The sequence below is a fragment of the Vibrio sp. CAU 1672 genome, from assembly GCF_029223195.1.
Taxonomy (GTDB): Bacteria; Pseudomonadota; Gammaproteobacteria; order Enterobacterales; family Vibrionaceae; genus Vibrio.
The window spans coordinates 1-18396 of sequence record NZ_JARHUF010000025.1 but is presented as its reverse complement, the minus strand read 5'-3'; the positions used below and the strand labels follow the sequence as shown (position 1 = coordinate 18396).

General features: G+C 49.1%; 23 protein-coding genes. 10 read left to right on the top strand and 13 right to left on the bottom strand.

The features are described 5' to 3' along the window. The first annotated feature begins 66 nt into the window (after positions 1-66). Positions 67-693: a uracil phosphoribosyltransferase gene (gene upp, locus P2G85_RS17715; protein ID WP_275865397.1), complete on the top strand. Its 627-nt coding sequence runs from the start codon at positions 67-69 to the stop codon at positions 691-693. A 118-nt stretch (positions 694-811) separates the two neighbouring features. On the opposite strand, the gene P2G85_RS17710 is transcribed toward upp, so the two are convergent. Further along, entirely contained in the window at positions 812-2065 is a 1254-nt protein-coding gene (locus tag P2G85_RS17710; RefSeq protein WP_275865396.1) for a uracil-xanthine permease family protein, read from the bottom strand. 237 nt (positions 2066-2302) lie between these two features. Between P2G85_RS17710 and P2G85_RS17705 the strand changes: the two genes are divergently transcribed. Then, on the top strand, positions 2303-3505 hold the full coding sequence (locus tag P2G85_RS17705; RefSeq protein ID WP_275865395.1) for a DUF2066 domain-containing protein: 1203 nt from the start codon (positions 2303-2305) through the stop codon (positions 3503-3505). 46 nt (positions 3506-3551) lie between these two features. Here P2G85_RS17705 and P2G85_RS17700 read toward each other — a convergent pair whose 3' ends face one another. The 4 genes from P2G85_RS17700 to P2G85_RS17685 are packed head-to-tail and all read right to left on the bottom strand — an operon-like array spanning position 3552 to position 6400. Continuing rightward, positions 3552-3992, bottom strand: coding sequence for a DUF2069 domain-containing protein (locus P2G85_RS17700; protein ID WP_275865394.1), 441 nt, complete (start codon positions 3990-3992; stop codon positions 3552-3554). 10 nt (positions 3993-4002) lie between these two features. Then, positions 4003-4581 (bottom strand): NAD(P)H:quinone oxidoreductase, encoded by a 579-nt coding sequence (gene wrbA / locus P2G85_RS17695; protein WP_275865393.1) that lies wholly within the window; start codon positions 4579-4581, stop codon positions 4003-4005. Beyond that, complete coding sequence (gene arsC, locus P2G85_RS17690; protein ID WP_275865392.1) at positions 4582-4932, bottom strand: arsenate reductase (glutaredoxin); 351 nt, start codon at positions 4930-4932, stop codon at positions 4582-4584. Between the two features lie 16 nt (positions 4933-4948). Beyond that, the gene (locus tag P2G85_RS17685; RefSeq protein ID WP_275865391.1) at positions 4949-6400 is read right to left on the bottom strand and encodes a M48 family metallopeptidase; all 1452 of its coding nucleotides are present in this window, start codon (positions 6398-6400) and stop codon (positions 4949-4951) included. Between the two features lie 251 nt (positions 6401-6651). Between P2G85_RS17685 and P2G85_RS17680 the strand changes: the two genes are divergently transcribed. Together P2G85_RS17680 and P2G85_RS17675 are read left to right on the top strand one after the other, a co-directional pair. Next, positions 6652-6888: a sulfurtransferase TusA family protein gene (locus tag P2G85_RS17680; RefSeq protein ID WP_275865440.1), complete on the top strand. Its 237-nt coding sequence runs from the start codon at positions 6652-6654 to the stop codon at positions 6886-6888. Position 6889: 1 nt separating this feature from the next. Then, positions 6890-7960, top strand: a complete 1071-nt coding sequence (locus P2G85_RS17675; RefSeq protein WP_275865390.1) for an AI-2E family transporter — start codon at positions 6890-6892, stop codon at positions 7958-7960. 63 nt (positions 7961-8023) lie between these two features. On the opposite strand, the gene bcp is transcribed toward P2G85_RS17675, so the two are convergent. Together bcp and P2G85_RS17665 are read right to left on the bottom strand one after the other, a co-directional pair. Beyond that, positions 8024-8494, bottom strand: a complete 471-nt coding sequence (gene bcp / locus P2G85_RS17670) for a thioredoxin-dependent thiol peroxidase (protein ID WP_275865389.1) — start codon at positions 8492-8494, stop codon at positions 8024-8026. A gap of 15 nt (positions 8495-8509) precedes the next feature. Continuing rightward, positions 8510-9052: a glycine cleavage system protein R gene (locus tag P2G85_RS17665; RefSeq protein ID WP_275865388.1), complete on the bottom strand. Its 543-nt coding sequence runs from the start codon at positions 9050-9052 to the stop codon at positions 8510-8512. Between the two features lie 416 nt (positions 9053-9468). Here P2G85_RS17665 and dapA point away from each other — a divergent pair, with 416 nt between their 5' ends. Then, positions 9469-10347, top strand: coding sequence for a 4-hydroxy-tetrahydrodipicolinate synthase (dapA, locus tag P2G85_RS17660; protein ID WP_275865387.1), 879 nt, complete (start codon positions 9469-9471; stop codon positions 10345-10347). A 51-nt stretch (positions 10348-10398) separates the two neighbouring features. After that, positions 10399-11415, top strand: coding sequence for an outer membrane protein assembly factor BamC (gene bamC / locus P2G85_RS17655; RefSeq protein ID WP_275865386.1), 1017 nt, complete (start codon positions 10399-10401; stop codon positions 11413-11415). A 48-nt stretch (positions 11416-11463) separates the two neighbouring features. On the opposite strand, the gene P2G85_RS17650 is transcribed toward bamC, so the two are convergent. The 4 genes from P2G85_RS17650 to P2G85_RS17635 are packed head-to-tail and all read right to left on the bottom strand — an operon-like array spanning position 11464 to position 13888. Next, complete coding sequence (locus tag P2G85_RS17650) at positions 11464-11670, bottom strand: DUF2897 family protein (RefSeq protein WP_275865385.1); 207 nt, start codon at positions 11668-11670, stop codon at positions 11464-11466. Continuing rightward, positions 11667-12365 carry a M15 family metallopeptidase gene (locus P2G85_RS17645; protein ID WP_275865384.1) on the bottom strand — a complete coding sequence of 233 codons (699 nt, stop codon included), beginning with the start codon at positions 12363-12365 and terminating at the stop codon, positions 11667-11669. Before P2G85_RS17645 ends, P2G85_RS17650 begins: the two co-directional genes overlap by 4 nt. A 16-nt stretch (positions 12366-12381) precedes the next feature. After that, a complete protein-coding gene (dapE, locus tag P2G85_RS17640; protein WP_275865383.1) occupies positions 12382-13518 on the bottom strand; it encodes a succinyl-diaminopimelate desuccinylase in 1137 nt (378 codons plus the stop codon). Between the two features lie 19 nt (positions 13519-13537). Next, entirely contained in the window at positions 13538-13888 is a 351-nt protein-coding gene (locus P2G85_RS17635) for an ArsC family reductase (RefSeq protein WP_275865382.1), read from the bottom strand. A 237-nt stretch (positions 13889-14125) separates the two neighbouring features. Between P2G85_RS17635 and P2G85_RS17630 the strand changes: the two genes are divergently transcribed. Next, the gene (locus P2G85_RS17630; RefSeq protein ID WP_275865381.1) at positions 14126-14413 is read left to right on the top strand and encodes a helix-turn-helix domain-containing protein; all 288 of its coding nucleotides are present in this window, start codon (positions 14126-14128) and stop codon (positions 14411-14413) included. Between the two features lie 38 nt (positions 14414-14451). Here the strand turns inward: P2G85_RS17630 and P2G85_RS17625 are convergent, their stop codons facing one another. Further along, positions 14452-14784, bottom strand: a complete 333-nt coding sequence (locus P2G85_RS17625) for a DUF4156 domain-containing protein (protein ID WP_275865380.1) — start codon at positions 14782-14784, stop codon at positions 14452-14454. A gap of 2 nt (positions 14785-14786) precedes the next feature. After that, positions 14787-15143 (bottom strand): DUF2956 domain-containing protein, encoded by a 357-nt coding sequence (locus P2G85_RS17620; protein WP_275865439.1) that lies wholly within the window; start codon positions 15141-15143, stop codon positions 14787-14789. Between the two features lie 134 nt (positions 15144-15277). Between P2G85_RS17620 and P2G85_RS17615 the strand changes: the two genes are divergently transcribed. The 3 genes from P2G85_RS17615 to P2G85_RS17605 all read left to right on the top strand — a co-directional run bounded on the left by P2G85_RS17615 (position 15278) and on the right by P2G85_RS17605 (position 18009). Next, the gene (locus P2G85_RS17615; protein WP_275865379.1) at positions 15278-15757 is read left to right on the top strand and encodes a DUF2919 domain-containing protein; all 480 of its coding nucleotides are present in this window, start codon (positions 15278-15280) and stop codon (positions 15755-15757) included. Positions 15758-15804: 47 nt separating this feature from the next. Next, positions 15805-16707 (top strand): Dyp-type peroxidase, encoded by a 903-nt coding sequence (locus P2G85_RS17610; RefSeq protein WP_275865378.1) that lies wholly within the window; start codon positions 15805-15807, stop codon positions 16705-16707. 168 nt (positions 16708-16875) lie between these two features. Further along, the gene (locus P2G85_RS17605; protein ID WP_275865377.1) at positions 16876-18009 is read left to right on the top strand and encodes a flagellin; all 1134 of its coding nucleotides are present in this window, start codon (positions 16876-16878) and stop codon (positions 18007-18009) included. Positions 18010-18396: the final 387 nt, after the last annotated feature.

Below are 18396 nucleotides of genomic sequence, written 5' to 3'. Positions count from 1 at the left end.
GTCAGTAAAAATCATGTATAATCTGAAGGTTTGTTTAAATATTGCCAATTATAGCCGGAGATGGACATGAAAGTTGTTGAAGTAAAACACCCTCTAGTAAAACATAAAATCGGTCTAATGCGAGAAGGTGACATCAGCACTAAGCGTTTTCGTGAGTTAGCGACAGAAGTCGGTAGCCTACTTACTTACGAAGCGACAGCAGACTTTGAAACAGAGAAAGTAACCATTGACGGTTGGAACGGTCCTGTCGAAGTTGATCAAATCAAGGGTAAGAAAGTAACCGTAGTGCCAATCCTACGTGCAGGCCTGGGGATGATGGACGGTGTACTAGAACACATGCCAAGCGCACGAATCAGCGTTGTGGGTATTTACCGTGATGAAGAAACACTTGAGCCAGTTCCTTACTTCAACAAGCTTGCTTCTAACATTGATGAGCGTATCGCACTAGTTGTTGACCCAATGCTGGCAACTGGTGGCTCGATGATCGCGACTATCGACCTTCTAAAAGAGAAAGGTTGTCAGGCAATCAAAGTACTTGTACTTGTAGCGGCTCCTGAAGGTATCGAAGCGCTGGAAAAAGCCCACCCGGATGTTGAGCTGTTTACCGCAGCGATCGATGAGAAACTGAACGACAAAGGCTATATCGTTCCTGGTCTGGGTGACGCGGGTGATAAGATCTTCGGTACTAAGTAAGCAATATTGTGCGCTTGACTACTGAATAGAAAAAGCAAAGGCTTGGTTTTACCAAGCCTTTTTTGTATCTGTTACTTAAGTAGGATAGAGAGCGCCGCGTTAAAGCCGCGCAGACGAATTACTTCGCGTTCTCTTCTTCCATTTGTGCATTATCAACCACGTGGTTTTCACCCAGGTCGTGCGGAAGTACCAGGTTAAGCATGATTGCCACGATACCACACAGGCTCACCCCTTGCAGGCTGAACTCGCCAATACCGAAAGCCATACCGCCGATACCAAATACCAGCGTTACCGCTACGATAACCAGGTTACGCGACTTGTGTAGGTCAACGTGGTTCTTGATGAGTGTGTTCAGACCAACTGTCGCGATAGAACCAAACAGCAGGATCATGATACCGCCCATCACTGGAACTGGAATCGTTTGAAGAATCGCGCCAAGCTTACCCACTAGAGCAAGGACGATTGCCGTAATGGCTGCCCATGTCATGATCACTGGGTTGAACGCTTTGGTCAGCATTACCGCACCGGTTACTTCACTGTAAGTGGTGTTTGGTGGCGCACCAACCATAGAAGCAGCAATCGTCGCGATCCCGTCACCAGCGATAGTGCGGTGCAGGCCGGGCTTTTTCAGGTAGTCTTTACCGGTTACGTTTGAAATCGCCAGCATGTCACCCACGTGCTCGACCGCAGGAGCAATCGCCACCGGGATCATGAATAGAATTGCATTGATATTGAACTCTGGTGTGGTGAAGTTTGGCATCGCCAGCCAAGCAGCTTGAGCGACAGGAGTAAAATCGACTACGCCGTAAGCGAGTGAGACACAGTAACCTGCCAAAATGCCGCCCACGATAGGGACAAGCTTTAAGAAGCCTTTGGCAAATACGCTTAGTGTGATGGTTGTCAGCAGGGAAACGGCAGAGATGATGATTGCCGCATCGCCATTCACTAGTTGTACCGCACCGTCGCCAGTTTTACCTACTGCCATGTTTACAGCCGTTGGTGCCAGGCCAAGACCGATCACCATGATCACCGGGCCTACAACCACAGGAGGCAGAATTTTATGGATAAAACCAACGCCGCGAACCTTAATCATTGCACCAAGTGCAACGTAAACCAAACCGGCTGCCATTAAGCCACCCATCGTCGCGCCGATACCCCAGGTCTGGATACCGAACATGATAGGAGCAATAAACGCAAAAGAAGAGGCAAGGAAGATTGGAACAGAACGTTTAGTCATCAGTTGGAAGAGGAGAGTACCGACACCGGCACCAAACAGAGCAACGTTTGGATCCAGCCCGGTCAGCAGCGGCACAAGCACAAGAGCGCCAAAAGCGACAAAAAGCATCTGTGCGCCTTGTAAGGCATTTTTCATAATTAGGTTCCCATTTATAACTACGCAGACAAATCCGGCGAATATTACCACCCAGCAATCGTTTGCAATGTTATCTAGATCAAATTTTTGTGCGGATTTGCCACCTAAATCGAGAGGTTGCTCAATAGAACATCGTTATTGCGGTCAAAATATCGGCGAGTTTGCTGGTACTTATCTTGCCCAAGGTTTGATAGTTGCTTATCATGCGGGTTGTTGTATTGAGGATTATGAGAAACTATGCGCTATTTAGCTTTGTTACTGATTGGTTGGTTGTGCCTGCCGGTCAACGCATCCACTCAAGTCGATATCTTTCGTGCGGAAGTGGCGATCGACAGTGAGCAGCAAGACGGTGAGTCATTGGCTCGTCAACAAGGCATGCAAGAGGTGATTGTTCGTGCGACGGGCGATGCGTCTTCCTTGAGTAACCCGGTAGTTAAAAAAGCACTCGGTTCCAGTGCACGTTACGTTTCGCAAATGAGCTATGGTCAGTTAGATGACCAAAGTAGTTTGAAAATGCTGTTTAACAGTGGCCAGATTCGCTCGTTATTAACCCAGGCAAAACTTCCGTATTGGTCGCCGAATCGAAGCAATATTTTGGTTTGGATGATCGAAGAGCAGCACTATGACCGCAGCATTACCTGGGAGCGCTCGGAATCGGATAAACTGGCTGAGCTGCATAAAGCAACAACATTGCGTGGTTTACCGGTCATTATCCCTGTTGGCGATTTTGATGATGTGACGGGTGTCAATGTGTCGGATCTATGGGGGGGCTTTATTGAGCCGATTAGCCAGGCGAGCCAACGTTATCCGGCTGATTCGGTACTCGTTGTACGTGCGCGGAACGATCAGCTGCGTTGGACTTTGTATGACCAACAACCCACCAGCATTGTGGGTTCACACCAGTCACCGCAGAGCGGAACTGCATCAGGAAATGAGGCGATCAGCGAAATGGTGGATGCGATTGCTGACTACTATGCAAACAAAAATGCGGTGGTGGTATCAAATGAATCATCGCAGGCAATTACGGTGAAAGTACTGAATATCAATACTGCACGGGACTTCTTTGTCTTAGAGCAGAGGCTCATTGGCTTAAATTCGGTTGCTTCGACGGAAATCAACCGGGTTCAGGGCAATGAAGTGACGTTGAAAGTACACCTTCTTGCCTCACAGCAAGCTTTTGAGCATGAGGCTGCGGCCATTGCTGAGTTAGGCGTATTGGCAGATCCGCTTGGTGAAGAAGAGTTTGCCCCGGCTCCCGTACCAATGGCGGAAACTTCCGTGGTAGCAGAACCTGTCGCGGCAGTTGAACCTGAGCCGCTGGATACTACCGCACAGCAGGACCAACCACTGGAGAAGATGGCTGAACCGGTGGTAACGCCACCGGTGAAAGACCGTGTTGACCTGATCTATGAGTGGAGTGCCTCAGCTTTGCGCTCATAACCAAGGTAAAAAAACAGCCGCACATGATGCGGCTGTTTTTTTAATATTACTGTCTAAATTTACCTTTTTCTTCCTTTTCCACTTGGGATAACTTTTTGAGTTTAAGTCCCAACTCTTTGCCACGTGCGCGGGCAAACAGTATGTTGCCGATAAATCCCATTGTCGTCAGAATCAACTCCACGGCAGCCAGCCAGCGCTCTCCGCCATCTACATAGAGAATCGTTAAAGCGTGCAGGAAGTACAGCATCAGTACAAAGTTGGCCCAGGCATGGGTATAAGGTTTACCTGCTAAAATACCCGGCAGAGGCAAAAGCAGCGGAATACACCAGGCTATGGCCAGCGTGGTACTGCTTAAATGCGGATGAGGAGACAGTGCCAGTTGCCATATCGCAACCCAGCCGAGCAGAGCCAGGTTGCCAAATAAAGCGAGATAGCGAAACTGTTGGGTTTGGGAGCCCAGAGGCGGTTGAGTTACAGAGTCCGACATCGATTTCTCCTTAAACTTGCGGGCCATATTTGAGCTTATAAGCCGTGGTAGCCAGTCGTTTACCTAGTTGCTGGGCGAGGTGAACCTCTTCGGCAGTTAAGGTTGCTTCGTGACCGACACTGCTCGCCCCGTATGGCGTGCCCCCTGACTGCGTTTGGTGCAACAGTGGCTGCGAGTACGGAATACCCAACACCATCATTCCATGATGAAGCAGAGGCGTCATCATGCTGTGTAGCGTGGTCTCCTGGCCGCCGTGCATAGATGAAGAAGAGGTAAACACACAGGCCGGTTTATCAATCAGATCGCCATTTAGCCACAGTGGGGTTGTCTGATCCCAAAAGTGTTTCAGTGGCGCAGCCATATTGCCAAACCAGACCGGGCTGCCGTATGCCAGACCATCGCAGTTTTTCAGAGTATCCAGAGTAACAATTGGATCGGAAGGTGTTTGTGAGTCAGCTGACAATTCTTCAACTGTACGAAGAACTGCCTCGCAATGAGGAGTCGACTCGACCCCTCTTGCTATCTGTCTTGCCAGTTGTTTTGTTGAGCCATGACGGCTGTAGTACAAAATAAGGATCTGGCAAACCATTTATACAATGTCCAGCACTTGCTCGGGTGGGCGACCGATCCTGGCTTTACCGTTGGCGACGACAACCGGGCGCTCAAACAGTTTGGGGTGTTCAGCCATAGCGGCAAACAGCTGCTCGTCACTGACAGAGGCGTCACTGAGGTTAAGCTGTTTATAAACCTCTTCTTTGGTACGCATCATCTCGCGTACTGAACTAAAGCCAAGTTGAGCATACAGGGCTTTTAGCTGGTCAACGCTGAGTGGGGTGTCCAGGTATTTGACAATCTCGGGTTGAATGCCGTTCTGTTCAAGTAATTCTAAGGTTTGGCGGCTCTTTGAGCAGCGAGGGTTGTGATAAATCACGACTGACATAAGTTTCTCCATTTCTTTATTGTAATGCTAGGAAGCGATCTCTTTGGATCATCAGTTGGTCGATTCGGGCATCGTAGCGCGCTTGTTTTAAGCTGCCCAAGTCAGCAAGGTTGCTGGCTTCGGTATAGTACTGGATGGCTTTGTTCCAGTTGGCTCGCAGCGCCAGAATTTCAGCGCGTGCGGCCAGTTCTTCATCATTGTGACCTAAGGCGGCGTTACCTTTTGATAACAGGTGCCAGCCATTGGTGTCTTCTGGATTGTCATGGGTGTAGCGCTGAAGAATCCGGACGGCCTGTTCGTTGTTGCCGGTTTCCAAAAGTGCGTTGGCATAGTTAATGGTCAGCACATGATTGTTGGGATTATGGGTGAGCGCTTTCGCCAGCATGTTGACCGCTTTCTCGGCCTGTTTCTGGGCGAGATAAAGATCGGTCATGGCATCCAGATAGAAGGGGTTGTAGGGGTCTTGTTTTAGTAGTTTGCTCAGCAACGGTTCGGCCTGATCAAGGCGTTTGTTGTCGAGGTGCACCAATGCCCGCCCGTACTCAAAAGATGGGATCAGATCGGTACTGGCTTTCTTCTCGGTACGTTCGAACCAGCCCAGCGCCGCATCGGCGTCAATCCCGGCATAACGGGCAACGATGCGTGCGCGGGTTAAATGGTAATCCAGCGAAGGCATGATGCGTAAGGGTGGGTAGGCCTGGGCCCGCTGCCGGGTATCGGTGATGCGATCTTCAGGCAATGGGTGCGTCAGCAGCATCGGTGGTGGTTTGCTGGCATAGCGGTATTCATCAGCCAGGCGGCCAAAGAAACGTGGCATTGCCTGAACGTCAAATCCGGCTTTTGCCAGGGTTGAAATACCAAAACGATCCGCTTCTTTTTCATTGCTACGCGTATAGTTGATCGCACTTTGCATGCTGCCGGCAGTGGCGGCAGTGATGGCAGCCATACCCGCTTCCGGTGCGGCTATCGAGATCAACAGGGCGCCGGCGAGTGCAGCTAAGGTGGCCGGAGAGCGGCGAGCCTGCTCTTCCATACTACGCGCCAAATGCCGCTGGGTGACGTGGGCTATTTCGTGGGCGACCACAGAAGCCAGTTCACTTTCGGTTCGGGCATGGAGGAACAGACCAGAATGCAATGCCACATAACCACCGAAGAAAGCAAAGGCGTTAATGTTCCGGTCACGTATCATGAAAAAGTGAAATGGGGTTTTTACATCGTTGGCATTTGCGACCAAACGGTGGCCAAGTGAGTTGATGTACTCATTGATGACCGGATCGCCGACAATTGGCTGGCTGGCACGCAACATACGCATGTAGGCATCGCCATAAATGAGCTCTTGGTCAATAGATAATGTCGCACCTGCAGCCGTACCGATATCCGGTAAATTGATCGTATTGGCGCAGGTCGTGGGTGTGCTTAACGCAGCAGCGATGCAAAGACAAACAAGCGAGCGAGTGCGTTTTAACATACGGCTTTAAAATTCTCCAAAATGGCGAGTTGTCCAGTTCAGCCGGTGGATGATCCCCGGTTACTTACTATGACCACTGTGTTCGGTGATATCCGCAACGGATAGTATGATTATGTTAACAATAAGACTCGCGATAAACGAATTGGTTTCGTAAATTGTTGAGTTTAAATCTCATTGGAAATGCTGGCACCTGCTTGAAAAGCGATTACAATACAACCCTATCATAAGTACAGAGCAATACAATGGAATCGATGTTAGTTGATTTGCGTATGCAGCGGTGCCCGATGGCTTTGCTGTTGGCAAAACGTCACCTGGCTAAGGCTTTTAAGGGAAAAGTTCAGCATTATCATGAGCTTGTTATACAAGTGACGGACAGCAGCTCTAAGCAAGATATCGTGAAGTATTTGCACTCCCAAGGCTATGTTGTTCATTGCGAGTCGCAGGTAGACTACTTCAGCCTGACCGTTTTAAATAAGGAATCCTTATAAGATGCTTGAAATGGTAATTCGTTGGTACAAACGACGCTTTTCTGATCCTCATGCCGTGAGCCTTGTCGCGATCCTGCTGTTCGGCTTTATCACTATCTATTTTTTCGGGCATTTGATCGCTCCGTTGCTGGTCGCGATAGTACTGGCTTACTTGCTTGAATGGCCAGTGAGTAAGATGTGTCGTTTGGGGATCCCACGGACCTTGGCGGTGGTGGCGGTCATTCTGCTGTTTCTCAGCCTGATGCTGATCGCTCTGTTTGGTCTGGTACCGACCATTTGGACTCAGATTGGTAACCTGATCAATGACATCCCCAACATGTATGCTGGGCTCCAGCAGTTTATTACTGTTTTGCCTGAACGCTACCCAGAACTGGCTAATCTGCAAATTGTTGAAACCGTGATGAACAACGCCAAGAACCAGGCGATTGTATTGGGTGAGAACGTAGTGAAAGGCTCACTGGCGTCACTGGTCAGTATTGCGACTTTAGCGGTTTACCTGATCCTGGTGCCATTGCTGGTCTTTTTTCTGCTTAAAGATAAGGAACAAATGCTCGGTATGGCCAGTGGTATTTTGCCCAAAAACCGCAGGCTGGCGAACAAAGTGTGGCATGAGATGAACGAACAGATCTCCAACTACATTCGCGGTAAAGCGCTTGAGATCCTGATTGTTGGTGGTGTCAGTTACGTGACATTCGCTATCTTGGATCTGCGCTATTCGGTGCTGTTGGCAGTGGCGGTGGGTTTCTCTGTGCTGATCCCATACATTGGCGCTGCGGCAGTCACGGTGCCGATTGCGATTGTCGGCTTGTTCCAGTGGGGAGTGTCATCGGAGTTTTACTGGTTGTTGGCCGCGTATGGCGTTATACAAGCTTTGGACGGTAACTTACTGGTGCCGGTGTTGTTTTCTGAGGCGGTAAACCTTCATCCGGTGGCGATCATTGTTGCGGTACTGGTGTTTGGCGGATTGTGGGGTTTTTGGGGGGTATTCTTTGCGATTCCTCTGGCCACTCTGGTCAAAGCGGTATGGAATGCTCTGCCAAGTGCTGAAGAGCAAGAGCCGGCAGAAGAGTAACATCTAGTTAAAAGCCCAGTAAACACTGGGCTTTTTCATTTTACGGCCAAAAGTCTCTGCTGGTTATTCCTGCTCGTTAAGGTAGTTCAATACCACTTCATGGTGATCTTTGGTTTTGAATTTATTGAACACGTGCTCGATAACGCCATCTTCATTGATTAGGAAACTGATACGGTGCAGGCCATCGTACACTTTACCCATGAACTGTTTTTCACCCCATACGCCAAACTGTTCTGCGACGGCGTGATCTTCATCGGACAGCAGGGTGAAGTTTAACTCATCGCGTTCAATGAATTTGCCCAGGCGTTTAACCGGATCAATACTGACCCCCAATACCACCAGGTTATGCGCATCAAGCTGGGCTTTAACGTCACGCAGTCCTTTGGCTTGGGTGGTGCACCCTGGCGTCATCGCCTTGGGATAGAAATAAAACAGGACCTTTTTACCTTTGAAGTCCTCTAGGGTGACGGTATTTCCGTCCTGATCGAGCAAAGAGAAGGCTGGCGCTGGCGTGCCTGCAGTCAGCGTTTTCATTTTATTTTCCTTTATTTATAGTGTGTTTTTTATGAAATTCAGTGAACCTTGTACGTTGAGCTGATGACAAAGTTCATCAAAATCTTCTTGTAATTGCATCAGGTTACAGTCGGCATGGACCGATGCGGTGATGGCGATATGGAACTGATCCGTATCAAGACCGACTTTTGACTTACTGATGGTCTGGGCGCTGAGCGAGTTCAGACCGATTTTCTTGTCGGCGAAGAACTGGGTGAACTGCTCGGTAAGGCCGATACGGTCTTCCGATTCAATAAACACTTCCATGGTGTAGCTGTTGTCGATGAGCTCGTGTTGGGAAGTTCGCTTCATTATGGTAATCAATTCATGTTCTTGCCCGAGTAGTGGTAATTCAGTTTCCACACGGGTAATGTTATTGGTGTTACCTGATAACAGCATGATTAAGGTGAACTCATTGCCAAAAATAGCAATGCGGCTATCGACAATATTACAGCCAGCTTTCGAGACCAGCTTAACTACTTGATTGCATATGCCCGGGCGATCCGTACCCACCGCAGTAAGAACTAATTGTTGCGTCATAAATGAGCTTCTTATCCTTTGTTCAGTTAGAGTGATGGTAGCACAGATAGGATTCAGAAATGTTGAGTCGGTGGTATTTTTCAGCTTGTTTGAAGGTGTTGCTGATTTAGTAATCAACAATTTTGGCCAAGTGGGGATTTCACCCGAGGCTGACTTAGCCGCCGGCAACACGGCGTATATTCGTTGTATCCATCGGCTTCGCCGTGCGCATTCATGCTTTAAAGCTATCAAGCCGGATCATATGGAACCCGGCATCGTTTTACAGCCGTGAGGCGGGTCAGTAACGATTTATGTTGTTAGATCTCTAACAACTGGTAATTATTCATTCATTTGTACTTTATAAGCGACTTTACACTCTTGTGTTTTTGAATCGCATTACAGTACCATGCAGAAAGAGTAGAATGAGGGAGATAGACATGTTTTCAGGAAGTATCGTAGCGTTGATTACACCATTTAAACCAGATGGTGAAGTAGATTTTGATAGTCTGCAAAAGCTGGTGGAGTACCATATTGAAGCAGGTACCGACGGTATTGTTGCGGTAGGCACGACGGGAGAGTCATCGACTCTTACCATCGAAGAGCATGTGAAGGTCGTTAATAAAACTGTAGAGTTTGCCAACGGTCGTATCCCTGTGATTGCAGGCACCGGTGCTAATGCAACCCATGAAGCGGTCACTTTCAGCAAATTGTTAGCCGATTCCGGTATTGCTGGTTTCCTGAGTGTGACCCCTTACTACAATAAGCCGACCCAGGAAGGTTTATTCTTACACTACAAAGCGATTGCAGAAGCCAGTGACGTTCCTTTGATTTTATACAACGTACCTGGCCGTACGGCAGTTGACTTGCTACCAGAGACAGTGGCACGTTTGTCGAAGCTTGATAATATCGTGGCATTAAAAGATGCGACCGGTGATTTGAGCCGAGTTGCAATTCACCGTGAACTTTGTGGTGAAGATTTTATCTTATTAAGTGGTGATGATGCGACGGGGCTGGAGTTTGTAAAACTTGGTGGCCAAGGTGTGATTTCTGTCACCAACAATGTCGCGGCGAAAGACATGGCGGACATGTTCCGATTAGCAAGTGAAGGTAACTTTGAAGAGGCGGAAAGCATCAATCAGCGACTGATGCCGCTGCATAAAAATCTCTTCATTGAATCAAGCCCGATTCCGGTAAAATGGGCGGCGCACAAGCTTGGCCTGATTGAAGACGGCAGTTTGCGTTTACCTCTCACTATCTTGTCGGAGTCTGCGCAGCCAGTGGTGGCAAAAGCGATGTCAGACGCCGGGATTTATTAGGATTGGAGTAGGTACTGGGGGCGGTTAGCCCTTAGTGTTTTAGGAGAATAAATGAAGCTTTCAAGCCAGTTGGTGCTAAGTTCACTAGCTGTTTTCGTATTGACTGCCTGTTCAGGTGGTGCAGACCGACGTCGTCAGGCTAAAGATGACTTTGAATATCTGGAGGCTACGCCTCTGACGGAATGGAATGTTCCTCAGGGTGCAGAGCCTAACTTTTATCCGAACTTTGATATCCCTCAAGGGGAATATTCAGGTGGGATTGGTACTCAAGTTGATATTCGTCCGCCACAGCAGGTGCTGGAGTTGATCCCCGGCGCAAGGCTGGAGCGTAATAACGGTGCAATTACGCTTTGGTTGTTGCAACAAGATCAACTTGACGTGGTTTGGCAGAATGCCGTGGCGATGTTGGAAGAAAACAACATCCCCGTAGTCAGTCAGTCCGAGTCTGACATTGAGACCGGTTGGGTGACATGGAATTCTGCCGACGAGAATATTGAGATTGGCAGTCGCTACACTATTTCTCGACGTGAGTTGAATAACCGTCATGGATTTACCGTTAACCTGATTGACTGGCGCGAGGGTGAACAGGTTAAAGCCGTCACACGTACTAACCGTGAGCGCTACAATGTTTTCATGACCAACTTAGTGACCGCGCGTTATGATGAGCAAATGCGTGAAGAAGCCCGTCTTAAAGCCCAACAACTGGTTAAACAGATCCCGGTGACAATGGGCACTGATCGCGGCGGACTTCCGGTTATTATTGCCCGCGCGCAATATGATGTGCTTTGGCAGCGATTACCTAATACCCTGCCGCAAATGGGCTTCAGCCTGGATGAGCGTAACCAGTCTCAAGGCACGGTTGCCACGACTTACGCTGCGCCGGATGATGAATTTTGGGAAAAAGTTGGCGTAACACCACTGGATCTCAAAGCGGGTAAGTATACCTTCCTGTTGGGTGATCTGGGTAACCGTACCTCAATCAATATCACCGATTCCAGCGGTAAGCCGGTGGAGGAAGCGTTTTTGATGTCATTAGTGCCAATATTGGCGGAAGTTATCAAGCAATAAGAAAAGGGACCTGCCGGTCCCTTTTTTATGATCGGTATACTGCTGGTATTAATCGCGTTTTGAGTTTTTATCTTTGTCAGTTGGTTGATGACGTGCCTGATCCAGTTCATTTAGCTTGTCAAGATCGCTCTTGCGCTGCTTGTCCATTTGGCCAATTTTCATATTAGCGGTGTATTTCAGTGCTGCAATATTACCGATAATGACACTCAGCACTACGATGATGATAACCCAGGGATTGGTCAGAAATTCGATCATGCTGCCTCCGGCGCGGTGATGTTACTGATGTAGGTCGCGTAAATGCTATCTAGATTATTTAGTATGCAGTTTATCCCTGCAATGTTTTGGCTTTGGTTCTGTTGTAGCAGTTGCTCGCGCAGCAGTTTAGTGCTCAACGCTTGAAGACACTGTTGCCCGACGTTCCGGTGGCTGATATGCCAAGGCTCAATGGCCACACCACCTAAGTCTTTACTGTAGGGAAAGAAAAAACCGTACTGGTTCAGGTTATCCTTAAGCCAGGTGTAAAATGGCTGTTGATGTCCATCCAGATATTCCCAGGGCTCTAACCGGAGCTGGGTGGCGTGGGGAAGGCAGTTTCGCGCATAGATATCAAAATCACATCCCCAGTGGTGGCGGCTGGCTCCGGGCAATGCAGACCAACGCAGAATTGCCATGAGCTTTTGTTCATTATTCAACTCTGCCTTGTTTAAACGTTTGGAGCTGGAATCCAGAATCGGAGCCTCACCAGCAAACTTGCCGTTCCAGATCGCGCTCTGACGCCGGAAATCGCGAAAGCCACTGGCGATCTCGAGTTTAAACCTGGCCTCAGCGGCGGCGTTAACCAGATTGGTCAGGTCTTCGACAACATCCGGATGGATCAAAAACGATTTTTGCCCGATCAGCGTTGTCACGAGATGTGAGTCAGTCTGGCCTGTGAGTTGCTCTGGCGTCATGGTGGCTGGTCTCAGTTTATTTGGCTAATAAATGAGTAAGCGTGTACTGGTACATATCGGTCAGTTTTTCCAGATCGTCAATTTTGACACACTCATTCACTTTATGGATGGTGGCATTGACCGGCCCCAGTTCCACCACTTGTCCACCCATGCGTGCGATAAAGCGGCCGTCTGACGTGCCGCCGGTGGTGAGCAGCGCGGGCTTGGTGTGGTTAACATCGCTGACAGCGGTCACGACAGCATCAAGTAAAGCGCCGGTGTCGGTAAGGAACGGGTCGCCGTTAAACGTCCATTTGAGATCATAATCCAACTGGTGTTTATCGAGGATCTTGGTCACCCGCTCCACGATGATATCGTTGGTTAACTCGGTACTGAAGCGCAGGTTAAACTGAACGTGAAACTCTCCCGGAATCACATTTGAAGCGCCGGTACCCGCCGCAACATTGGGGATTTGAAAACTGGTGGGAGGGAAGTAATCGTTGCCCTGATCCCATTCGGTGCTCGCCAGCTCGTGAATGGCCAGCAGGGATTCATGAACCGGGTTATTGGCCAGGTGTGGGTAGGCCACATGGCCCTGGGTGCCTTTAACGGTTAAATCACCGGTGATCGAGCCGCGGCGGCCGTTTTTCACCACATCTCCGACAATCTCGGTGCTCGAAGGTTCACCGACAATGCACATATCGATCAGCTCGCCACGGGCCATTAAAGTTTCGACCACCCGCACGGTGCCGTTGATAAACGGCCCTTCTTCATCGGAAGTGATCAAAAAGCCGATCGAGCCCTGGTGGTCCGGGTGCTGGGAAAGAAAACGTTCTACGGCCACCACCATTGCGGCCAGCGAGCCCTTCATGTCAGCGGCACCGCGGCCATGCAGGTAACCATGGATTTCGGTTGGTTCAAACGGCGGGGTATGCCATTGATCCAGCCGGCCTGCGGGCACCACATCGGTGTGTCCGGCGAAGGCAAACAGAGGCGCTTCGCTTCCTTTCCGAGCCCAGAAGTTGGTGGTGTCTTCGAACACCATCACTTCGATATCAAAGCCAAGCGCTTTCAGGCGCTCGATCATGACTTCCTGGCAGCCTGCATCTTCAGGCGTTACTGACTGGCGACTGAGTAAGTCTTTGGCAAGTGCCAGTACGGGACTGTCTGTCATCCTTGAGAATTCCTTATCATTATGAATGAAAAATTGTGGTGTATTGTTCCGCTTTAAAGCCGAGGTGGAACTGGCTGTTTACCTTGAGGATCGGGCGTTTGATCATCGCGGGTTGCTCAACCAGCAGGGCAATGGCATTTTCCTGATTGAGTGACTCTTTCTGCTCTTGGGATAACTGTCGGTAGGTGGTGCCACGTTTGTTCAGCACCTGTTCCCACCCCAGTTGCTGGCAGAACTCCTGCACCATGGCAGTGTTGATACCTTGCTTACGGTAGTCATGAAACTGGTAGGCGATGTTTTCTTTATCAAGCCACTTTCTGGCTTTTTTAATCGTGTCGCAGTTGGGGATTCCATACATGGTGATGGTCATTATGATTCCTTTTGTTTTTATTTGTCTCAGCGCGGTAGCAAAACGCACAGAGACATATTTTTGGCTGTAAAGGCATCCTATCAAGAAGCAACCAAACTGACAAAATCATGAGAGGAATAATTTACTTGATGAAAAAATCATGCCGAAATGGGCCGGAAAGAGCCAGATATTGATCAAACTCAACGTCTTACCGAGCAAAAACGAAATAATGAAGTAGCACAATTTTAGGAGGTGTCAATGGATTTGAGTCCTGTTTTTGCAAGGCGGCTGTATTTAGCCTTATTGGTTGAAAGCCTGGAAAGGCCGAATGTACCTAAATTAATCGAGAAAACGGGGTGGCCTCGTCGTACTATTCAAGATGTACTTAAGGCATTACCTGGAATCGGCATTGAACTCATCTTTGTTCAGGACGGCCGACGTCATAATGATGGGTATTACCAGTTATCGGATTGGGGTCCGTTTGACAGTCAGTGGGTGCTGGAGCGCGAAAAAGATATCGCTAGTAGCCTTGGATTCCGTGCATAAAGCCAGCATTCGCTGGCTTTTTTCTTGCCCTTAGGTTGCTAGTTACAGCGGTAAGCGGTGCCAAGCACACTGAAGGAAGTCACAAAATCTTGTGGGGCGACCATATATACCGTATCAGCACCGAGCATGGCGGCGTTGTTTTTCAGTTGATTGATCGCACCTTGTATCATGGCATCGTTGGTATAAAACAGGTAGCTGTACCAATGCCCCTCACTGCCGATCACGTCTCCCAGGTAGTCACACTGTGATGCGTCGAACTGGCCATCAAGACGCAGCTCGACTTGTTGGCTGTGTGCGTCGGCGACATGATGAGGGGTCGTACAGCCGAGCAGCAGCGCAGCGCAGGTGAGGCAGATGCAAAAACGTAGCATGGTTAATGCCCGCTCATGAAATAGGCAGCAAAGAAAACCCAGCTGACCAGCAGTAACACCCAAGGCAGTAATGATGGTTTAGTCGGTTGAGAGGCCGGCGGGGTTTCTGCCTGCACCGGAGATGCTTCAGCGTGTGAACGCTGTTTTTGTTTTTGCTGTTTTTTCTTGAGCTTGTCGGCTTGGCGGCTGCGTTCTTTCTGCTGCTTTTTATACAGGGCAATGCCTTTTTCGATTCCCTGGGCAATCAGTTTGGTCTGTTCTTTGGTCTGGCCGGGTTTTTGGGTTGCCCGGGCAATCTTCAGCGCTTCATTTTGGGTTTCCGGGGATGGTGCAGGGGCAGCGGTTTTTGTCTTTTTCATCATAGTAATGGATTGATTCACATGGTTGCGTTTAGTGTACCGCTCTATGGGAACGAAGAGAACCGTCTTGAGCGGTTTGCAGTGAGGTGGGGATCGGGTAAAGTGGCGTTTTTATCACAAAAGAAGAAATGCTCGTGCGCTACTCACTGGACCAATATGATGCCCATGGCTTTTTAAAAGCGCCGCTGTTGTTGTGGCTGGGGTGGATGTTTATGGCGCGGGCTTGGGTGGTGTTTGCCATGGCCGGAGTCAGCCGGGAAAGTGGCAGTAAGCTATTAAGTATGGTTTATCCGGATACCAGTACCCTGTACATGGGGCTACTGATTGGCACCCCCAGTCTGCTGTTAATGTGGTTAATGGGTCTACGCCATCCTGAGCGCGGGTGGGTTAACCGGATCATGGGCCGTGGCTGGAGCCTGACTTTGATCTTATGCGTCATTCAGTCTGGCCAAACGGTGTATCATATCTATTTGGAACATGGCATCTTCAACTGGGCCAACGCGTTGACCATCACGCTGTTAGCCTGGTTGATGATCTATCTGCTCAATGGAAGATGGGTAAAAGACTGCTTCCATGTGCCGGCGATACCGCGCAGCAAGAAGCAACCTTCATAAAATAACAATAGCTTATCCTTAGGGAAGCACTGCAAGAGGAATTTTACATGTCACAAGCTCAAACCGCGATTGTGCCTGAAGCCGGGCCGTTCGCCCTTTATACCCAGCTGAAAGTCAACCAGAACCGTGATCACGTGCTGGCGCAACTGCAGGCGTTGCCTGAACTGGTTAAAGAGCTGAATGCCAGCCAGGCGGGCGCCGAACTGACGCTCTCGATTGCTTTTAGCAAAGCGTTTTGGCAGCACCTGAATGTCGAGATGCCGGAAGAGCTGATCGACTTTCCTCAGCTGGGTGAAGGCGATGTGATCGCGCCGGCGACAGATGTTGATGTGCTGATCCACTGCCACTCGACACGGCACGATCTGCATTTTTACCTGCTGCGTAAGTTCCTGGCTGAAACCGCTGATGACATCACGGTAGTGGACGAAACCTATGGCTATCGCTATCTGGACTCACGGGATATGACCGATTTCATCGATGGCACGGAAAACCCACAGGGGGATGCCCGCGCTGAAGTGGCGTTAGTTAAAGACGGTACGTTTGCTGGTGGCAGTTACGTAATGGTTCAGCGCTTTGAACATAACCTTCCGGCATGGAACCGTTTAAGTATCTCTGCTCAGGAAAAGGTGATTGGTCGTACCAAGTCAGACTCGGTTGAGCTAGAAGATGTACCTGCAGCGTCCCACGTGGGGCGGGTGGACATCAAGGAAGAAGGTCAGGGGCTGAAAATTGTTCGTCATAGCCTGCCGTATGGTACGGCGACCGGCGCTCATGGTCTGCTGTTTATTTCTTACTGTAATACGCTGCACAACATCAAAGTGATGCTGGACAGTATGTACGGTGTAACCGACGGGAAAACCGATCAGCTGTTGCGTTTCACCAAAGCCGTGACTGGGGCGTACTTCTTCGCCCCTTCCCAGCAAATGCTGGCAGAGTTGACGATAAAATAAAGCGCCGTTGACGATTCAGTAAGCCCTCCATGATCGGAGGGCTTTTTGTTATCTGGCCGTTTTTCTTGTTAGGCGTTTCATTTTCGATCTTTTTTGATAAAACGCTAAACCTTTGTATCGGGTGGTCGATAAATATCCAGAGCCTTAATCTTATGGAGTGTTCATCTTATGGCCATTACCGTTAATACCAATGTTTCAGCACTGGTTGCTCAGCGTCATTTGACCAATGCAACCGATATGCTGAATCAATCCATGGAGCGTTTGTCTTCAGGGAAGCGGATTAATAGTGCTAAAGATGATGCGGCCGGCCTGCAAATTTCCAATCGTCTGCAATCGCAAATGCGTGGCCTGGATGTGGCGGTGCGTAACGCCAACGATGGTATTTCCATTATGCAAACGGCCGAAGGGGCGATGAATGAGGTCACTAATATCATGCAACGTATGCGTGATCTGTCGTTGCAATCGGCGAATGGCTCAAACAGCAAGGCTGAGCGCGTGGCAATGCAGGAAGAAGTGACCGCACTGAATGACGAGCTGAATCGTATCGCTGAAACGACATCATTTGGTGGACGCAAGCTATTAAATGGCACGTTTGGCAAAGCGGCATTTCAGATTGGTGCGTCTTCTGGCGAGGCGGTGCAGGTCGAGTTGAAATCCATGCGTACTGATCGTCTTGAAATGGGCGGCTTCAGTTACGTTTCCGGGGCAGCGGCGGGATCAGACTGGCAAGTAAAAGACAATGCGAATGAACTGACCATGTCGTTTACCAATCGCGTAGGGCAAACCGAAGAAATCCGCATTCAAGCCAAAGGCGGGGATGATATCGAGCAGTTAGCGACCTACATTAATGGCCAGACTGATAAGGTATCGGCATCGGTGAATGAAAAAGGACAGTTGCAGATCTTTATGCCCGGGGAAGAGACCAACGGTACGCTGTCATTTTCCGGCGCTCTGGCTGGTGAGCTTGATCTTAATTTAGCCGGTTATGAAGCGGTTGATAATATCGATGTCACGTCAGTCGGGGGCGCGCAAAGAGCGGTGGCCGTGCTGGACACAGCAATGAAGTACGTTGATAGTCATCGTGCTGAGTTGGGGGCGTATCAAAACCGTTTTGACCATGCGATAAACAACCTGGATAACATCCATGAAAACCTGGCGGCATCGAACAGCCGTATTCAGGATACCGACTATGCGAAAGAAACCACCCAGATGGTCAAGCAGCAGATCTTGCAACAGGTGAGTACTACTATTCTTGCTCAAGCGAAACAAGCCCCCAATCTGGCGTTGACCCTGTTGGGTTAAGGTCATATCCCCACAGCATGCCGCGATGGCAGCTTTCAAATTACTCCATTCTTTTAACCATTTTACTTATTGGTTCGCGTTGAGCGGGGCGCTTTAATGTTAGTTACGACAAGAGCAAAACCTGCCTGTATCGACAGTTAAAAACGAAGCTTTAGCGATAATTTTAAGTTTTTTTGCTTTTTTAATTGTTTCATCACGAATCCGTAGCCAAATGAACTTTTTTCAAAAAAAATGCATTTTTCTCCTCAAGAAATTACGAACTGAGTCGTTAATAAAAGTAACTTTGAGAGAACTACTTGGTTTTCCGAGACGTCGGAAACCGCACCATCGGAAAATCAATTGGAGAAATCACCATGGCAGTAAATGTAAACACCAACGTATCAGCGA

Excerpts from the sequence above, each read along its gene's own strand:
- P2G85_RS17705 (WP_275865395.1), top strand. The coding sequence starts at position 2,303 with ATGCGCTATTTAGCTTTGTTACTGATTGGTTGGTTGTGCCTGCCGGTC.
- P2G85_RS17665 (WP_275865388.1), bottom strand. The coding sequence starts at position 9,052 with ATGACGCAACAATTAGTTCTTACTGCGGTGGGTACGGATCGCCCGGGC.
- P2G85_RS17605 (WP_275865377.1), top strand. The coding sequence starts at position 16,876 with ATGGCCATTACCGTTAATACCAATGTTTCAGCACTGGTTGCTCAGCGT.
- P2G85_RS17630 (WP_275865381.1), top strand. The coding sequence starts at position 14,126 with ATGGATTTGAGTCCTGTTTTTGCAAGGCGGCTGTATTTAGCCTTATTG.
- P2G85_RS17675 (WP_275865390.1), top strand. The coding sequence starts at position 6,890 with ATGCTTGAAATGGTAATTCGTTGGTACAAACGACGCTTTTCTGATCCT.
- P2G85_RS17700 (WP_275865394.1), bottom strand. The coding sequence starts at position 3,992 with ATGTCGGACTCTGTAACTCAACCGCCTCTGGGCTCCCAAACCCAACAG.
- bcp (WP_275865389.1), bottom strand. The coding sequence starts at position 8,494 with ATGAAAACGCTGACTGCAGGCACGCCAGCGCCAGCCTTCTCTTTGCTC.
- wrbA (WP_275865393.1), bottom strand. The coding sequence starts at position 4,581 with ATGGTTTGCCAGATCCTTATTTTGTACTACAGCCGTCATGGCTCAACA.
- arsC (WP_275865392.1), bottom strand. The coding sequence starts at position 4,932 with ATGTCAGTCGTGATTTATCACAACCCTCGCTGCTCAAAGAGCCGCCAA.
- P2G85_RS17710 (WP_275865396.1), bottom strand. The coding sequence starts at position 2,065 with ATGAAAAATGCCTTACAAGGCGCACAGATGCTTTTTGTCGCTTTTGGC.
- dapA (WP_275865387.1), top strand. The coding sequence starts at position 9,469 with ATGTTTTCAGGAAGTATCGTAGCGTTGATTACACCATTTAAACCAGAT.
- P2G85_RS17620 (WP_275865439.1), bottom strand. The coding sequence starts at position 15,143 with ATGAAAAAGACAAAAACCGCTGCCCCTGCACCATCCCCGGAAACCCAA.
- P2G85_RS17645 (WP_275865384.1), bottom strand. The coding sequence starts at position 12,365 with ATGACGCCAGAGCAACTCACAGGCCAGACTGACTCACATCTCGTGACA.
- P2G85_RS17610 (WP_275865378.1), top strand. The coding sequence starts at position 15,805 with ATGTCACAAGCTCAAACCGCGATTGTGCCTGAAGCCGGGCCGTTCGCC.
- dapE (WP_275865383.1), bottom strand. The coding sequence starts at position 13,518 with ATGACAGACAGTCCCGTACTGGCACTTGCCAAAGACTTACTCAGTCGC.
- P2G85_RS17635 (WP_275865382.1), bottom strand. The coding sequence starts at position 13,888 with ATGACCATCACCATGTATGGAATCCCCAACTGCGACACGATTAAAAAA.
- P2G85_RS17685 (WP_275865391.1), bottom strand. The coding sequence starts at position 6,400 with ATGTTAAAACGCACTCGCTCGCTTGTTTGTCTTTGCATCGCTGCTGCG.
- P2G85_RS17650 (WP_275865385.1), bottom strand. The coding sequence starts at position 11,670 with ATGATCGAATTTCTGACCAATCCCTGGGTTATCATCATCGTAGTGCTG.
- bamC (WP_275865386.1), top strand. The coding sequence starts at position 10,399 with ATGAAGCTTTCAAGCCAGTTGGTGCTAAGTTCACTAGCTGTTTTCGTA.
- P2G85_RS17680 (WP_275865440.1), top strand. The coding sequence starts at position 6,652 with ATGTTAGTTGATTTGCGTATGCAGCGGTGCCCGATGGCTTTGCTGTTG.
- P2G85_RS17625 (WP_275865380.1), bottom strand. The coding sequence starts at position 14,784 with ATGCTACGTTTTTGCATCTGCCTCACCTGCGCTGCGCTGCTGCTCGGC.
- upp (WP_275865397.1), top strand. The coding sequence starts at position 67 with ATGAAAGTTGTTGAAGTAAAACACCCTCTAGTAAAACATAAAATCGGT.